Source organism: Shewanella sp. SM95 (assembly GCF_025653595.1).
GTDB lineage: Bacteria > Pseudomonadota > Gammaproteobacteria > Enterobacterales > Shewanellaceae > Shewanella > Shewanella oncorhynchi.
This window is the reverse complement of the sequence record NZ_JAKKSE010000017.1, coordinates 19,591-36,010: the sequence shown is the minus strand read 5'-3', so window position 1 is coordinate 36,010 and position 16,420 is coordinate 19,591. Positions and strand designations below refer to the sequence as shown.

Below are 16,420 nucleotides of genomic sequence, written 5' to 3'. Positions count from 1 at the left end.
TATAACTAAATCATACTCAATTGTGAAGTCACTGTCTTTCCTGAATCACGAATTTGACGCTTTTCCTTCGCCCGAGCACGCCTTAACCGATCCTAATGGTTTATTGGCTATCGGCGGCGACTTACGTCCTGAACGTTTACTCTCTGCTTACTACAACGGTATTTTTCCTTGGTTTAATTCTGACGATCCCATCCTATGGTGGTCACCGGATCCCCGCGCCGTGTTTATTCCAGGTGAAATTCACATCAGCACCAGCCTGCGTAAATACTTAAAAAAACAACCTTGGCGGATCACAATCAATCACGCTTTCACCGATGTGATGGCGGGATGTGCGCAGCCAAGAGAAAAACAGAGCGGCACTTGGATCACCCAAGAAATTCAAATGGCCTATCGCGAATTGCATCACACAGGTCATGCCCACTCCATTGAAGTGTGGGAAGGTGAACGTTTAATCGGTGGGCTTTACGGCTTAGCAATCGGCCAAGTATTTTGCGGCGAATCCATGTTTCACCGTAAAACCAATGCATCCAAGGCCGCCGTTGCCGCACTGCAACAACATTTACTCAAGATGGGATTCAAACTCATCGACGCACAAGTGATGAATCCCCACCTAGAAAGTTTGGGAGCTAAAGCTATTAAACGCATTGATTTTATAACGTTACTGAGCGAACTGAGAAACAATCCCGTGGACCCAAATACTTGGGCCACTAAAGAGGTCATCCTTGAACTCGAGTAAAGCATCGATCGCTATCGGTATCAGTCAAATATTTCCCTGCAGCTACCTTGATGGCCAGCAGGAGCAGCTACTCGTCATCCAAGAAGATACGCTCGATCCTATTTTATTTGAGCGTTTGCTCGCGGTAGGTTTTCGCCGCAGTGGTAGCTCTATCTACAAACCACGCTGCCCTAGATGCAGTGCATGCCAACCAATCCGTGTACCAACCCATGAATTTGTCCCATCGAAACGCCAAAAACGCACTTTAGCAAAAAACCAAGATCTGACTTGGCGAATTACATCGGAGCAAACCGCCGAGCAATATACGCTATATGAACATTATATTCGTGGGCGACATTTTGACGGCCCCATGTTTCCCCCGAGTGAAGATCAATATAATCACTTTCTTTTTTGCCATTGGTTACCGCCAACGTTTATCGAAGTCTATGATGGAAATAAATTATTGGCAGTTGCGGTCACTGATAGTTTGCCCAATAGTCTTTCGGCAATTTACAGCTATTTTGACCCCGACGAAGAACATCGCTCCCTCGGCGCACTGTTAATTTTAATTCAGTGTCGACTGGCGAAACTCATGAATAAAGAATTTGTTTATCTCGGATATCAAATAGATGAAAACCGTAAGATGTCTTACAAGCGTTTGTATCGCCCTTATCAAATTCTGACACCGACGGGCTGGGAGTATTCCCAAGTTTGCTAAGTACTTCCCCTTTACAGCGGGGGGAATTTGGGGCATGATACGCCCGTTTTTTATATTCGAAGGCTAATGGGATAATTAATTAATGGCGAAAGAAGACAACATTGAAATGCAAGGCACTATCCTTGAAACCTTGCCAAACACAATGTTTCGTGTAGAGCTTGAAAATGGTCATGTGGTGATAGCCCACATTTCAGGCAAAATGCGCAAAAACTACATCCGGATCCTTACTGGCGATAAAGTTACCGTCCAGCTGACTCCTTATGATCTGACCAAAGGTCGCATTGTCTTCCGCGCACGCTGATATAGCCTCTTAGATTTAAAAACCCGGCAAGGCCGGGTTTTTTTGTTTGCGAAAGATGAAAAAAATGGCTGCAATTGCAGCCATTTTTATGTCTAAAACTAATGGATAATCAAGCGTTAAGCTTTTGTTGTCGCTTTTTCGTGACGTTCGGTACGAATGACAATCTCGCCCTCCTTCACATCCACATGCGCCACACCGCCTGACTCTAAGACACCAAATAAGATCTCGTCTGCCAATGGACGTTTGATCAATTCGGTCACGACCCGAGCCATTGGACGCGCGCCCATGTTCTTGTCGTAACCTTTCTCGGCCAACAAGGTTCTGGCTTCGTCGCTGACATCCAAAGTAACGTGTTTTGCATCCAATTGAGCCTGCAATTCCACCAAGAATTTATCGACCACTTTGGCGATAATCGTCATGTCCAAATGATTGAACCAAATGATGGAATCGAGACGATTTCGAAATTCTGGCGAAAATACTCGATTAATTTCAGATAATGCATCTTGGGTGTGATCTTGCTGGGTAAAGCCAATCGACTTACGAATAGTCTCCTGTACACCCGCGTTAGTAGTCATCACCAAAGTCACATGTCTGAAGTCAGCCTTACGACCATTATTATCGGTCAAAGTACCGTGATCCATCACCTGCAACAGCAGGTTATAGACATCACGGTGGGCCTTCTCAATTTCATCCAATAGCACGACACAGTGCGGATTTTTAATCACAGCATCCGTGAGCAAGCCACCTTGGTCATAACCCACATAACCAGGAGGTGCACCAATCAGGCGTGACACTGTATGGCTTTCCATGTACTCAGACATGTCAAAGCGCACCAGTTTCATCCCCAAGCAGTTGGCCAGTTGGTTAGTGACTTCGGTTTTACCCACACCGGTGGGACCGGCGAATAAGAAGCTCCCCACAGGTTTTCGGTCAGCACCTAAGCCACTGCGCGATAAGCGAATGGCCGAACTCAGACTCTCAATGGCCTTATCTTGGCCAAAGACCACCATCATAAGGTTGCGCTCAAGGTTACGCAGTAAGTCCTTATCAGTAGCGGATACCGACTTCTCGGGGATACGTGCCATTTTCGCCACAATCGACTCAATCTCGGCTTGGCCTATGGTCTTTTTACGTTTACTCATAGGCAGCATCACCATACGCGCACCCGCTTCATCAATCACATCGATGGCTTTATCGGGTAAATGCCTGTCGTTGATGTGCTTGGCCGACAATACTGCAGCGCAGCTGATCGCGGCCTGAGTATAACGAACCCCATGATATTCTTCGTATTTAGACTTAAGCCCCATCAAAATCTTAGTGGTTTCTTCCACTGAAGGCTCATTGATATCCACCTTTTGGAAACGACGTGCAAGTGCGCGGTCTTTCTCAAAAATACTTTGATATTCTTGGAAAGTTGTCGAGCCCATGCAGCGCAAGTTACCGCTAGATAGTAAAGGTTTCAGCAGATTAGAGGCATCCATTACGCCGCCAGAGGCCGCGCCCGCACCGATAATGGTATGGATCTCATCGATGAATAGGATGGCATGCTTATCAGCCGCCAGTTCTTTTAACAGGTTCTTAAAGCGCTTTTCAAAGTCGCCGCGATACTTAGTTCCCGCCAGCAGTGAACCTAAATCTAAGGAATACACTGTCGCTTCAAGCATTACATCGGGCACTTGTTTATTGACGATGCGATACGCCAATCCTTCAGCAATCGCCGTTTTACCTACACCCGCCTCACCCACTAACAGTGGATTATTTTTACGGCGACGGCACAGGGTTTGAATCGCGCGCTCAATTTCTTGGTCGCGACCAATCAGTGGGTCAATGATCCCTTGCTTTGCAAGTTGGTTTAAGTTGGACGCAAATTGCGACAACATGCTGCGCTCTTCGCTACCTTCGCTCTGATCTTCGACACGTTCTTGATCTTGATGTGACTCAGCATCATCATTTTTGGCGAAACCATGGGAAATAAAATTCACTACGTCTAAGCGACTAATGTCACAGCGTCGCAGTAAATACACGGCTTGGGATTCTTGCTCACTGAAAATGGCAACTAACACGTTAGCGCCGTTCACTTCATTGCGACCCGATGACTGCACATGGAATACTGCCCGTTGCAGCACTCGCTGGAACCCAAGCGTCGGCTGAGTTTCTTTGTCATCATCAATATCGGCAATGATTGGGGTTGTTTGTTGGATAAAGCTTGCCACTTCATCTCTGAGTTTATCTAGATTCGCTCCACAGGCGATTAACGCTTCTTGAGCCGCAGGATTGTCGATCAGAGCTAATAACAGATGTTCCACTGTCATATACTCGTGACGCGCGTCTCTGGCTTGCTGAAACGCCAGATTTAAGGTGACTTCCAGATCTTTGTTCAGCATAAGCACCCCCAAAATTAACAACAGACTACAGAGTAAAGCGGTTTTATGCTTTCTCTAACGAACACAGTAACGGATGTTGGTTTTGTCTTGCAAATTGATTTACTTGTATCACCTTAGTTTCTGCAATCCCAAACGGGAAAATACCGCAAATTCCTTTTCCTTGGTGATGGATCGTCAACATGATATCGGTCGCTTCCTGCTCGTTCTTGCGAAAGAAAACCTGCAAAACTTCAATCACAAAATCCATTGGGGTGTAATCATCATTATTGAGTACCACCTTATACATCGAAGGCGGCATTAACTCTGATTCGACACGTTCTTCAACGTGTTCAATATTTCCTATCTTTGCCATTTTTTAATACTAGCCTCTCGTGTTGGCCTCTTCCAATTGATCCGTTCAAATTAATCAGTTGTTACCCCTTTGTTAATTTTAGCTTGACTTCCGCATTTACTCCTTACATTCTGTTGTGCAGACGGTGAACGAATACCCGTCTATACAGGTTTTACTATCTTACTGGTAAGTAGACAACAGAAGGAAGTGGAAGTATGGCAAGCGGAACTGTTAAATGGTTCAACAACGCCAAAGGATTCGGGTTTATTTGCCCTGATCAAGGTGGTGAGGACGTTTTTGCACACTATTCTACCATTGAAATGGAAGGCTATCGAACTCTAAAAGCAGGCCAACCCGTTCAATTTGAAGTAGAAGCCGGTCCAAAAGGGATGCACGCTTCAGCCATTTCACCAACAAAATAACGTTTGGTGAGGCCAATGATCTAAAAGGCAGGGACTTGTCCCTGCCTTTTTATTGCTGCGTGTTTCATCAATTCTCACCACTTAATGCTGCATCGCTCATCATCATTTCGCATGAATTTAATTCAAGTTCAATTGCCGCACATCACCCATTGCATCCCAGCAAAAAGATTTTATCATCGGTCTCGACAACAAATTTAGGGTATAAAAAAGGATCTGCAATGCAGATCCTTTTTTAAAATCAGTCTAATGACTTACAACCTTACATCAATTTAGATGGCCCACACTGACGCACACGCCATCTAAAAGTGATAACGAGCGGGATTAAGCAATCAACAGCTTGTTCAACGTTTCGCTTGGGCGCATGGCTTTTTCAGCCTTAGCCGCATCTAAACGGTAGTAACCGCCTAAATCGACTGGTGCACCTTGTGCCGTCGCTAATTCAGCCACAATCACTTGCTCATTCGCCGCGAGCGCATGCGCTAACGGAATGAAGTGAGCTTGTAACTGCTCATCGCCCGTTTGCGCTGCTAAGGCTTGTGCCCAGTACATGGCTAAGTAGAAATGGCTGCCACGGTTGTCTAACTCACCGACTCTTCTTGATGGCGATTTATTGCTATCTAAGAATTGGCCAATGGCTTGATCTAAAGTATCGGCTAATACTTGGGCTTTTGGATTGCCCACAGTTTGGCTTAAATGCTCAAGAGACGCCGCCAGAGCCAAGAATTCACCCAGTGAATCCCAACGTAAGTGACCTTCTTTCTCAAGCTGTTGCACGTGTTTAGGTGCACTACCGCCCGCACCTGTTTCAAATAGACCGCCGCCGTTCATTAGCGGAACGATTGACAGCATTTTGGCACTGGTGCCTAGCTCAAGGATAGGGAACAAGTCAGTCAGGTAGTCACGTAGAACGTTACCCGTAACTGAAATGGTATCTTTGCCTTCTTTGATGCGAGCCAAAGACAAACGCGTCGCATCTTCTGGAGACATGATGCTGATGTCTAAGCCATCAGTGTCATGCTCTGGCAGATACTGCTGCACTTTTGCGATGATTTGCGCATCGTGGGCACGTTTGCTATCTAACCAGAATACTGCGGGTGTATTGCTTAGACGGGCACGGCGCACGGCCAGTTTGACCCAATCACGGATAGGTGCGTCTTTAACTTGGCACATTCTCCAGATATCGCCCGCTTCCACGTTATGGCTCATCAATACCTTACCGCTGGCATCGACAACGTTAACCACACCATCTGCAGGAATTTCAAAGGTCTTATCGTGGCTGCCATACTCTTCGGCTTTTTGCGCCATCAAGCCCACGTTTGGCACGCTGCCCATGGTTTTAGGATCAAAAGCGCCGTGCTCTTTACAGAAAGCAATCGTTTCTTGGTAAATACCGGCATAGCAACGATCGGGGATCATGGCTTTAGTGTCATGCAGTTGACCGTCTGGTCCCCACATTTGGCCAGATGAACGAATCGCAGCAGGCATAGACGCATCGATAATGATGTCGCTTGGTACGTGTAAGTTGGTGATACCTTTGTCAGAATCAACCATAGCCAATGCGGGACGCGCAGCGTAAACGGCGGCGATATCGGCTTCGACTTCGGCGCGGCTATCAGCAGGTAATGTCGCTATTTTGGCATAAACATCACCAAAACCGTTGTTAACATCAACGCCTAATTCAGCGAAAAGCGCCGCATGTTTGTCAAATACTGGCTTGAAGAAGACCTTCACAGCGTGACCAAACATAATAGGATCAGACACTTTCATCATAGTGGCTTTCAGATGCAGCGATAACAGCACATCTTCAGCTTTGGCGTTTTCGATTTCACGCTCATAGAAGCTCACTAAGGCTTTTTTACTCAACACCGCAGCATCGATAATTTCGCCAGCCAGCAGCTTAAGACCCGATTTGAGCACCACTTCTTGACCATCTTTTTGGGTCAGCACGATATTCACGCTGCCCGCATCAGATAAAGTCACAGACTGCTCGCTACCGTAGAAATCACCGTCAGTCATGTGGGCAACGTGTGACTTGGAATCTTTGGCCCATTTCCCCATGGAATGCGGGTTTTTCTTGGCGAAGTTTTTCACCGATAATGGGGCACGGCGATCTGAGTTACCTTCACGCAGTACTGGGTTTACCGCACTGCCTTTAATCTTGTCGTAACGTGTTTTAATTGACTTTTCAGCGTCGGTTTTTGGCTCATCCGGATAATTAGGGATGTCGTAACCTTTTTGCTGCAGTTCAAGGATACAGGCTTTTAATTGTGGGATCGAAGCACTGATATTTGGTAACTTGATGATGTTCGCTTCTGGCTGATTCGCTAACTCGCCAAGCTCTGTCAGATGGTCGCCAATCTTTTGTGCTTCAGTCAGTTGCTCAGGGAAACTGGCAATAATACGGCCCGATAACGAGATATCACGGGTTTCAACCGCAACGCCCGCGGCGTCGGTAAACGTTCTGATAATAGGTAAGAGTGAGAGGGTGGCCAGTGCTGGCGCTTCGTCTGTTTCAGTGTAAATAATTGTTGATGAGTTATCTTTCATGTTACATCCTACATTATTGTAAAATTTAATATTTTTTATAATAATTTTATAGCATGGCGAACAAATCTGAGCACAGGAAAAATATCAATCAAGGCAATCGGCCACGCCCTCATCTTTCAAATTCTCAATGCCCTTCTTTCTTTGCGCGCAAGCTAAAATTTGTTACAACGACTCATTAAAACCTAATAAACATTTAGGCACAGATCACATTTTCTGGCCGACATCATAGAGCATTCGCAATAATATTCAAATTCCACTAACGGCGAATGCCAAGTACACTATGACCACATTAACGACTCAATCAAGTCAGGTAAGCGTGTCTCAACCTTCTGTTAGCAAAAGTATGAACAAAAACAAGTTTCAACCTAAAGGTGCCAATGCCAGCGCAAGTTCCCCAGCCAAGAGCCCGATTAAACCCGCTAAACCCGCCAGCAGAGGCCCTGCCAACCGCGCTACCGCCGTAGATAGCAAAGTGGCGCCAGCACGAAATGCCAATGGCAGTTTAAAGAAAGAACCCTTTAAAAATCCTAATCGACGCGCAATTGCGGCGGCAAAACCGGTGCAGAGCCAAACGATTGCGCCGATTATTGTGCTATTTAATAAGCCTTTTGATGTACTTTGCCAGTTTACCGATGAACAAGGTCGCAAGACCCTAAAAGACTATATCCCGATTGCTGACGTGTATGCCGCAGGCCGCTTAGACAGAGACAGTGAAGGCTTATTACTGCTGACCAATGACGGTCAATTACAGGCAAGGCTGACAGAGCCAAAAAAGAAAACCTTTAAAACCTATTGGGTGCAAGTAGAAGGCGTACCGACGGAAGATGCACTGACAAAACTGCGCCAAGGTGTTGAATTAAATGATGGTATAACGCTGCCAGCTAAAGTCAAAATTATGGATTCACCCGACGTTTGGCCACGTAATCCACCGGTGAGAGAGCGCAAAAATATCCCAACAACTTGGCTAGAAATCCAAATTCATGAAGGCCGCAACCGCCAAGTCAGACGCATGACAGCGCATATCGGTTTTCCGACCTTAAGATTAATCCGTTATAAAATAGGCCAATGGAGTCTAGATAATTTGCCATCGGGTGAGCACAAATGCATCCGTCTCGGTGATGAAGTCTAAATTTCAGCCTAATTTCTGCGTTCAAATCCACTCAAAGGAGGCTCCATGAGTCAAAGATATAAACCCAATGTGACCGTCGCTTGTATTGTTCATGCAACTTCACAGGACAAATATCTGATGGTAGAAGAGTGGATTGAAGGCGAGCAACGCTTTAATCAACCAGCGGGTCACTTAGAAGCGAATGAAAGCTTGATCCAAGCCTGTGAGCGCGAAGTGTTTGAAGAAACGGGGTTATCACTCAAAGCCCAAGGACTCGTCGGCATTTATCAACTCAGCGCCAGTGAAGACTTAGCCTTTGTGCGCTTTACTTTTTTCGTGCAGTTAGATGATATGCCCTCACCTGCGCCGCAGGATAAAGCGATCCATAGTGCGCATTGGTTAAGTCTTGCGCAGATAGAAGCCAAGTCCTCTTTACTGCGCAGTCCCTTAGTACTCGATTGCTTAAAAGACTATCTCAATCAGGCACAAAATGGCCAAACTTATCCCCTTAGCTTACTCAATAATGACCGCCTCACGATAGCCCAAGCGAGCAAGGCGTGATAGAATACCGCCCCGCATAAACGGCTGGCTAAGCTTAATGCGTGTGCTACTGCAGAGGCCTTGTACAGCAAATAAATAGTTGGCCGTAAATGCGAGGTTTACTGACAGTTTGCGGACTCATTTTATTTGATAGCGCTGGCAAAGTTTGATTTAGCAATCAGTAGCACAGCACCTAGATGTAAAGTTAGCTTGGATTTTTAGTTAGCCCATATTTTTAGTTAGGTTAGGTATTTTTGTTACGCGCTCAATGTCGCGGCTTAAATTCATCCACCTAGCCAACACACATACTCAATGGTTTTTAGGATTTATGACATCAATCGAACCCACTCATACAGGAAAAAAAGTCATTGTCGGCATGTCCGGCGGTGTAGATTCATCTGTTTCAGCCTATTTGCTTATGCAGCAAGGCTATCAGGTTGAAGGCCTTTTCATGAAGAACTGGGAAGAAGATGACAACAACGAGTACTGCGCAGCCGCAGAAGATTTAAAAGACGCCCAAGCAGTGTGCGACAAGCTCGGGATCAAGCTACATACAGTCAACTTTGCTGCCGAATATTGGGACAATGTATTTGAGTATTTCCTCGCCGAATATAAAGCCGGCCGCACGCCAAATCCCGATATCATGTGCAACAAAGAAATCAAATTTAAGGCATTTTTAGAATTTGCCGACGAAATCCTCGACGCCGATTACATCGCCATGGGCCACTACGTACGCCGCCGCGATAACAGCGATGGCAGTACGCAAATGCTCCGCGGTGTTGATGGCAATAAAGACCAAAGTTATTTCCTCTACACCCTTAGCCACGAGCAAGTTGCCCGAAGCCTGTTCCCTGTCGGTGAGCTCGAAAAACATCAAGTTCGTGAAATTGCGAAAGAAATGGGCTTAATCACCCATGACAAAAAAGACAGTACTGGCATCTGCTTTATCGGTGAGCGCAAGTTCACTGAATTTCTAGGGACTTATTTACCAGCGCAGCCTGGTAATATCGAAACCCCAGAAGGCGAAGTCATAGGCACGCACCAAGGACTCATGTACCACACCTTAGGCCAACGTAAAGGCTTAGGCATTGGCGGCATGAAAAACAGCAATGACGATCCTTGGTATGTGGTCGATAAAGATCTTGAGCGTAACGTATTGATCGTGGGTCAAGGCGGACACCATCCCCGTTTGATGTCGACCGGCATGACAGTTAACCAACTGCATTGGGTGGATAGAACTGGGCCTGTCGATGGTTGTCATATCACTGTCAAAACCCGTTATCGCCAACAAGATGTGCCTTGTACATTGACCTACACAGATGAACACACCTTGCGCGTGGTCTTCGATGAACCTGTAGCGGCGGTGACGCCTGGACAGTCTGCGGTATTTTATGATGGTGAAGTCTGCCTAGGTGGCGGCATCATAGATCAATTAATCCGAGGGTAAAGCGTGAACGAGCAACTCATTAATCGGACTATGGCGTTTGCAGGCATACTGCAAGCCATTGCCCAAGTTCAACATTTAGCGCGCCATGGCGAATTGGATAATGCCGAGCTCGCAGCGAGCTTAAACACCATTCTCGTCACCAATCCTGACAATACGGCCGATGTCTACCAAGATAAAATCGTATTGCAAAAAGGCTATAAGCTGATCCTGAACCAGCTCGGTGATAGCAGCCAAAAAGATGTTGAAATCACCCGCTATTTAGTGGGCGTGTTGGCGTTAGAGCGAAAATTAGTTCGCTCTAACAGCGGCTTAGGCATGTTGGCTGAACGTATTAATCAAGTGAATCGCCAGCTACATCATTTTGCCATCACAGATGAGCAAGTCGTTGCCAATCTTGCCAGCATTTACAGTGACATCATCAGTAATTTAGGGCCAAAAATCCAAATATCGGGTAATCCTGTGTGTTTGCAGCGCCCTATTGTACAACATAAAATTCGTGCTCTGCTGCTTGCCGCTATACGCAGCGCAGTACTGTGGCGTCAGTTGGGCGGTAAACGTCGACACTTAGTCTTCGCCCGCAAAGCCATAGTCGATACAGCCAAGAAAAGTCTTACCCTATAATAAAATTAGCGTTCATCAAGGAGCTACACATGGATCTTTCCGCACTAACTGCTATCTCTCCGGTAGACGGTCGTTATGGTAGTAAAACCGCGTCATTGAGAGGGATTTTCAGCGAGTTCGGTCTTACCAAGTACCGTGTTCAGGTTGAAATCAATTGGCTAAAACTGTTAGCCGACTGTCCAGACATTAGCGAAGTGCCAACATTGAGCGCGTCAGCTATCGCCGTGCTCGATGGCATTAAAGACAATTTCAACGAACAAGATGCGCTGCGTGTTAAGGCTATCGAAAGCACCACTAACCACGATGTGAAAGCGGTTGAATATTTCATCAAAGAAAAAATCGCCGACAATGCCGAGTTAGCCGCTGTAGGTGAGTTTGTTCACTTTGCCTGTACCTCTGAAGATATCAATAACTTAAGCCACGGTTTAATGTTGACTGAAGCCCGTGAACAAGTATTACTGCCCTACTGCAACGAGTTACTGACTGCGATTAAAAAGCTGGCGATTGAATATCGCTCTGTGCCGTTAATGTCACGCACCCATGGCCAACCCGCGTCCCCATCGACGCTCGGTAAAGAGATGGCGAACGTCGCAGTGCGCCTTGAACGTCAAATCAAACAAATCGCCAATGTTGAAATCATGGGCAAACTGAACGGTGCCGTAGGTAACTACAATGCTCACCTGTCAGCCTATCCTGAAGTTAATTGGCATGAGCTGTCAGAGCGTTTTGTGACTAGCCTTGGCTTGCACTGGAATGCCTACACGACGCAAATCGAGCCACACGATTACATTGCCGAATTGTTTGATGCGGTTGCCCGTTTCAACACTGTGCTGATTGACTTTGACCGTGATATTTGGGGTTACATCGCCCTAGGTCACTTCAAACAACGCACTATCGCTGGTGAAATCGGTTCATCGACTATGCCGCACAAAGTTAACCCAATCGATTTTGAAAACTCTGAAGGTAACTTAGGTATCGCTAACGCCCTGATGCAACATTTAGCGTCTAAGCTGCCGCTATCAAGATGGCAACGTGACTTAACTGACTCGACTGTACTGCGTAACTTAGGCGTGGGTATTGCCCATGCGTTGATCGCGTATCAAGCGACCTTAAAAGGCATCAGCAAGTTAGAAGTTAACGAAGCGCATCTGCGTGATGAACTCGATCACAACTGGGAAGTGTTAGCAGAACCCGTACAAACGGTGATGCGTCGTTATGGCATTGAAAAGCCATACGAAAAATTAAAAGAACTGACGCGCGGTAAACGTATCGACGCGCAGCAACTGTCAGTGTTTATTGACGGACTTGAATTACCAGACTCAGTGAAAGCTGAACTGAAGAAAATGACGCCCGCCAATTACATTGGTCGCGCCGAAACGTTTGTCGACGAACTGAAGTAAGTTTTTAACTGAACTTAGTTATTAGCTGAAATTGGCGATGGACAATACTCTTTCATAAACAGAAATAAGGATTAAGGCGACTCACATCACCGCGATGTGGTCGCCTTTTTTAACACTATGTATACACTCAATCTCGATATCGCCCAGTTTCTTAGTGAGTACTGGCAAAAGAAACCCCTGCTGATCAAAAAAGCGTTTCCGCAGTTTGAAGATCCTATCAGCGCCGATGAATTAGCAGGCCTTGCCTGTGAAGAAGAAATCTCTTCACGCATCGTCGTAACCAAAGACAATGATTGGGAAGTGGTGCAAGGTCCGTTTGAAGATTACGACAGCTATGGCGAAACCCATTGGCAGTTATTAGTGCAAGCAGTCAACCATTGGTATCCAGATTCGCAGCCATTAGTTGAAGCTCTCCGCTTTTTACCTGACTGGCGCTTCGATGACTTGATGGCATCATTTGCAACCCCAAGTGGCGGTGTCGGCCCACACGTCGATAACTACGATGTGTTTATCATTCAAGGCGAAGGTAAGCGTCGCTGGACTGTGGGTGACAATACCCCGCAACAACGCCGTGGTGGCAATCCCAACTCGCCGCTGGTTGAAGACTTCACCCCCATTATCGATGTAGTGTTAGAAAAAGGCGACATGCTTTATATTCCACCCGGTTTCCCGCATTGCGGCGAAACCCTAACTGTGGCAATGAGTTACTCGATTGGTTTCCGTGCTCCTAGCCAGCAAGAATTGGTCAGTGAAGTCGCCGATTATTTGCTCGACAATAACTTAGGTCAGCAGCGTTTCACGTCGCAAACTGAACCGAGTTCAGCCGGTATCGTCAGCCAAGATCATCAAGTGGGCATAATGTCACTCTTGAGTCAGCTGAGCCAAGATCCCAATAGCTACCAAATCGTGTTAGGTAAGCTACTCAGTCAAAACCGTTTCGAACTTGATTTGTGTGAAGGCGAAGAAGCTTACAGCATTGAAGATTTGCAAGATGCCTTCGCCCAAGGTGCTGGCGTCAGCCGTATCGGCGGTTTGAAAGTATTGCGCCTTGAAAATGACTCCACGCCGCGATTATTCATCAATGGTGACGTGCATGAACTGCCCAATACACCGGCAGATGTTATCGCACAGTTGAGCGATAACGTCAGCTTAAGCGCCGATGAAGCGACTGAAATATGTCAGCATGAAGAAGTCCAAGCCTTACTGTTGAAACTCATCAATCAAGGTTTCTACTACTTGAGCGACAGCGAAGAATAAGCCCTATCGACTCTGCTCGATGACCTTTTTCTTAATATAAAGTGTAAATAAAACATCAACATAAATAAGGCACTCAATTGAGTGCCTTATTATTTCAATTATCAGTATCAATCGACACAAGTGACTGTATTAACTCAATACTATCTAAATACAATCCTTAACTCATTTGAGTTTAAGCATTCCACAGTTTATCGTCGTTGTGCATACGATATAAACTCTCGGCACGCGATACTAATAATTGAGCAAATTTAGCCTGAGTGGCATCACGGGTTGCACCCGAACGCACTAAGTTTTCCGCCTGCATTTGCCACATCATAGAGAAATGACGCACGGCATCACGGGCCGTCGCCGCCACTTTGACATCGACAAAATCCGACGGTAAATCACCTGACATCACCCAATAGGTTTTGTTGCTTGGGCGCTTTGATTCCATCTTCCAAATCGCCATATAAGGCGCAAGATAACGGCTTTCATCGGCTAGGACTTTGCTTGGGATCACGCCTTTTTCAGCGAGAAAACGATTGGCTTTTTGAAATTGAGTTCTGACCCACTCTTGACGCAGCTTTTCTATTTCTTCAGCTGATAAATTTTGTTGAGTTTGGTCGACAGCTTGTTCAGTCATACTTCCGTCCTATCTTATTGTTATAACGCGAGCCTAATTCTTGGGATCAGTACGCGATTCATTCTATTCGTTACGTTAAATTCAGTACAATCCATTCTTAATCGCAAAGCTTACGTTTACGTAAAGTGGAAAGCTAAATTGCCACAAATAATGTATTTATTCGGTCATTATGCATGGTTGAGAGTATCGCTAAATGCTATGGTTCTGCAATAAATATAACAAGCAGTCGATAGAGGCTCACCTCGTCGGCTTTTTCATTGTGTATAGCGGAGAAATTCACGTGGCTGTATTTAATCATGTATCCTTTGACGAACATGAACAGGTTGTATTCTGTCATGATAAAGAAAGTGGCTTAAAGGCCATTGTCGCCATCCATAACACTAACCTTGGTCCTGCCGTGGGTGGATGTAGGATGTGGAACTACCAATCGGATGATGAAGCCCTGACTGACGTATTACGCCTTTCTCGTGGCATGACTTATAAAAATGCCCTAGCAGGTTTAACCATGGGCGGTGGTAAATCCGTGATCATTGCCGATCCGAAAAGACAGGATCGCGAAGCGCTGTTCCGCGCCTTTGGCCGTTTGATTAACAGCCTAGGTGGCCGCTACTATTCAGCGGAAGATGTTGGCACTACTACAGCTGATATTATGATCGCCCATGAAGAAACCCCTTATATGGCAGGTCTTGAAGGCAAAAGTGGCGATCCATCACCGTTCACAGCCCTTGGCACTTATTTAGGCATCAAAGCTGCAGTTAAACATAGACTTGGTTTAGACAGCCTTAAAGGCCTTAAAATCGCCGTTCAAGGCGTCGGTCACGTTGGCTATTACCTGTGCAAACACTTGCATAACGAAGGCGCAGAACTGATTGTTACTGACATTCATCAAGCCTCGTTAGATAAAGTCGCTACCGACTTTGGTGCCATTGTTGTCGCACCTCAAGAAATCTACGCGCAAGATGTGGATGTGTATGCCCCTTGTGCCCTTGGCGCAACCTTAAACGATGCGACCTTACCGCAACTGAAAGCCAAAATTGTTGCTGGCTGTGCCAACAACCAATTAGCCGAAGTACGCCACGGTGAACAACTGAAAGAAATGGGCATACTATACGCGCCAGACTATGTGATTAACGCAGGCGGCATTATCAACGTGTCGTTCGAAAAAGATTACGACGCAGCAAAATCGACTGCTAAAGTAGAAGAAATTTACAACACGCTGCTGAAAATATTCAGCCAAGCCGATGCGCAGAACCGTACAACCGGCGCCGTGGCTGATGAAATGGCGAAAGCCATTATCGAAGCCGCTAAGCAGTAATTTTTCTACGCGTTTATTATTTTTATGCCCGCCAAATATTGAAAAAAGCGACTTCTGGTCGCTTTTTTGTTATCTAAAATTTAATCTATCACTAAGCTCATGGTTTAGCCGCGCTTTTAATTTCGACACAGAATATTCATTTAATCACGCTGGAAAACGTCATATTTGTCTGCTTGAATTAGTCTATCAGGTCCCAGCACAGGATAGCGCTATGATCCGTTTCAAATATGATCTCAACCAAGATGTGGTAGAACTGCAAGCCAGCAATTGGAGTGGTTTAGAGCGGGTCTTCGTTAATGGCCAGATGGTGTCGCACAAGCTTAACTTTAAGCCTCAAAGCGAGCATACCATTCAGCTTAAAGACGGCGCGCCTTGCAAGTTTGAACTGCTTATCGATCCCCAAACTGATGAACTCATGTGCCGAATTTATAAGCAACATAGACTCGTCGCTAGCCTAAAACAAGGCAAAGAAAATTTATTAGCCAGCCGTCGTTATTTACAGCACTCAGTGATAGCCGTCAGTCTGCTTTGCGTCTTTGCACTTTACTTGAATTAATCAAACCAGTTTAATCCCGCAAAGTGAGGCATAGTGGGTGGGATTAAACTGGGAACATGATTTAGATAATCACATACAGATAGAAGTAAAAACGGCTAAACCACAGTTTTCCTCCATACCCATTAGATTCAAAATC

Annotated in this window: 16 protein-coding genes; 12 read left to right on the top strand and 4 right to left on the bottom strand. The window is 45.8% G+C overall.

Features of this window, described 5'->3' with window-relative positions; genetic code table 11:
• Positions 1-22: 22 nt before the first annotated feature.
• The 3 genes from aat (at position 23) to infA (ending at position 1,734) form a co-directional block, all read left to right on the top strand.
• Positions 23-736 (top strand): leucyl/phenylalanyl-tRNA--protein transferase, encoded by a 714-nt coding sequence (aat, locus tag L5M29_RS16935; protein WP_113940541.1) that lies wholly within the window; start codon positions 23-25, stop codon positions 734-736.
• The gene (locus tag L5M29_RS16930) at positions 723-1,433 is read left to right on the top strand and encodes an arginyltransferase (protein ID WP_028759740.1); all 711 of its coding nucleotides are present in this window, start codon (positions 723-725) and stop codon (positions 1,431-1,433) included. The genes aat and L5M29_RS16930 overlap by 14 nt, the downstream gene beginning before the upstream one ends.
• A gap of 82 nt (positions 1,434-1,515) precedes the next feature.
• The gene (gene infA, locus L5M29_RS16925; protein WP_006081934.1) at positions 1,516-1,734 is read left to right on the top strand and encodes a translation initiation factor IF-1; all 219 of its coding nucleotides are present in this window, start codon (positions 1,516-1,518) and stop codon (positions 1,732-1,734) included.
• A 116-nt stretch (positions 1,735-1,850) separates the two neighbouring features.
• Here infA and clpA read toward each other — a convergent pair whose 3' ends face one another.
• Positions 1,851-4,118 (bottom strand): ATP-dependent Clp protease ATP-binding subunit ClpA, encoded by a 2,268-nt coding sequence (gene clpA, locus L5M29_RS16920; RefSeq protein ID WP_263168955.1) that lies wholly within the window; start codon positions 4,116-4,118, stop codon positions 1,851-1,853.
• 43 nt (positions 4,119-4,161) lie between these two features.
• Positions 4,162-4,470: an ATP-dependent Clp protease adapter ClpS gene (gene clpS / locus L5M29_RS16915; protein WP_006081936.1), complete on the bottom strand. Its 309-nt coding sequence runs from the start codon at positions 4,468-4,470 to the stop codon at positions 4,162-4,164.
• A gap of 194 nt (positions 4,471-4,664) precedes the next feature.
• Here clpS and cspD point away from each other — a divergent pair, with 194 nt between their 5' ends.
• Positions 4,665-4,871, top strand: a complete 207-nt coding sequence (gene cspD, locus L5M29_RS16910) for a cold shock domain-containing protein CspD (protein WP_006081937.1) — start codon at positions 4,665-4,667, stop codon at positions 4,869-4,871.
• Between the two features lie 321 nt (positions 4,872-5,192).
• Here the strand turns inward: cspD and L5M29_RS16905 are convergent, their stop codons facing one another.
• On the bottom strand, positions 5,193-7,418 hold the full coding sequence (locus L5M29_RS16905; protein ID WP_105252673.1) for an NADP-dependent isocitrate dehydrogenase: 2,226 nt from the start codon (positions 7,416-7,418) through the stop codon (positions 5,193-5,195).
• Between the two features lie 343 nt (positions 7,419-7,761).
• Between L5M29_RS16905 and rluE the strand changes: the two genes are divergently transcribed.
• The 6 genes from rluE (at position 7,762) to L5M29_RS16875 (ending at position 13,791) form a co-directional block, all read left to right on the top strand.
• Entirely contained in the window at positions 7,762-8,547 is a 786-nt protein-coding gene (gene rluE / locus L5M29_RS16900; RefSeq protein ID WP_263168951.1) for a 23S rRNA pseudouridine(2457) synthase RluE, read from the top strand.
• Positions 8,548-8,592: 45 nt separating this feature from the next.
• Entirely contained in the window at positions 8,593-9,087 is a 495-nt protein-coding gene (locus L5M29_RS16895) for an NUDIX hydrolase (RefSeq protein ID WP_263168949.1), read from the top strand.
• 307 nt (positions 9,088-9,394) lie between these two features.
• Positions 9,395-10,513, top strand: coding sequence for a tRNA 2-thiouridine(34) synthase MnmA (gene mnmA, locus L5M29_RS16890; RefSeq protein ID WP_014610717.1), 1,119 nt, complete (start codon positions 9,395-9,397; stop codon positions 10,511-10,513).
• Positions 10,514-10,516: 3 nt separating this feature from the next.
• Positions 10,517-11,134: a high frequency lysogenization protein HflD gene (gene hflD, locus L5M29_RS16885; protein WP_131523325.1), complete on the top strand. Its 618-nt coding sequence runs from the start codon at positions 10,517-10,519 to the stop codon at positions 11,132-11,134.
• 29 nt (positions 11,135-11,163) lie between these two features.
• Positions 11,164-12,534 (top strand): adenylosuccinate lyase, encoded by a 1,371-nt coding sequence (purB, locus tag L5M29_RS16880; RefSeq protein WP_263168946.1) that lies wholly within the window; start codon positions 11,164-11,166, stop codon positions 12,532-12,534.
• 117 nt (positions 12,535-12,651) lie between these two features.
• On the top strand, positions 12,652-13,791 hold the full coding sequence (locus L5M29_RS16875; RefSeq protein WP_263168944.1) for a cupin domain-containing protein: 1,140 nt from the start codon (positions 12,652-12,654) through the stop codon (positions 13,789-13,791).
• Between the two features lie 172 nt (positions 13,792-13,963).
• On the opposite strand, the gene L5M29_RS16870 is transcribed toward L5M29_RS16875, so the two are convergent.
• Positions 13,964-14,413: a DUF4826 family protein gene (locus tag L5M29_RS16870; RefSeq protein ID WP_011789106.1), complete on the bottom strand. Its 450-nt coding sequence runs from the start codon at positions 14,411-14,413 to the stop codon at positions 13,964-13,966.
• A 280-nt stretch (positions 14,414-14,693) separates the two neighbouring features.
• Here L5M29_RS16870 and L5M29_RS16865 point away from each other — a divergent pair, with 280 nt between their 5' ends.
• The gene (locus L5M29_RS16865) at positions 14,694-15,728 is read left to right on the top strand and encodes a Glu/Leu/Phe/Val dehydrogenase dimerization domain-containing protein (protein ID WP_028759730.1); all 1,035 of its coding nucleotides are present in this window, start codon (positions 14,694-14,696) and stop codon (positions 15,726-15,728) included.
• Between the two features lie 211 nt (positions 15,729-15,939).
• A complete protein-coding gene (locus tag L5M29_RS16860) occupies positions 15,940-16,284 on the top strand; it encodes a hypothetical protein (protein ID WP_011789104.1) in 345 nt (114 codons plus the stop codon).
• Positions 16,285-16,420 lie beyond the last annotated feature (136 nt).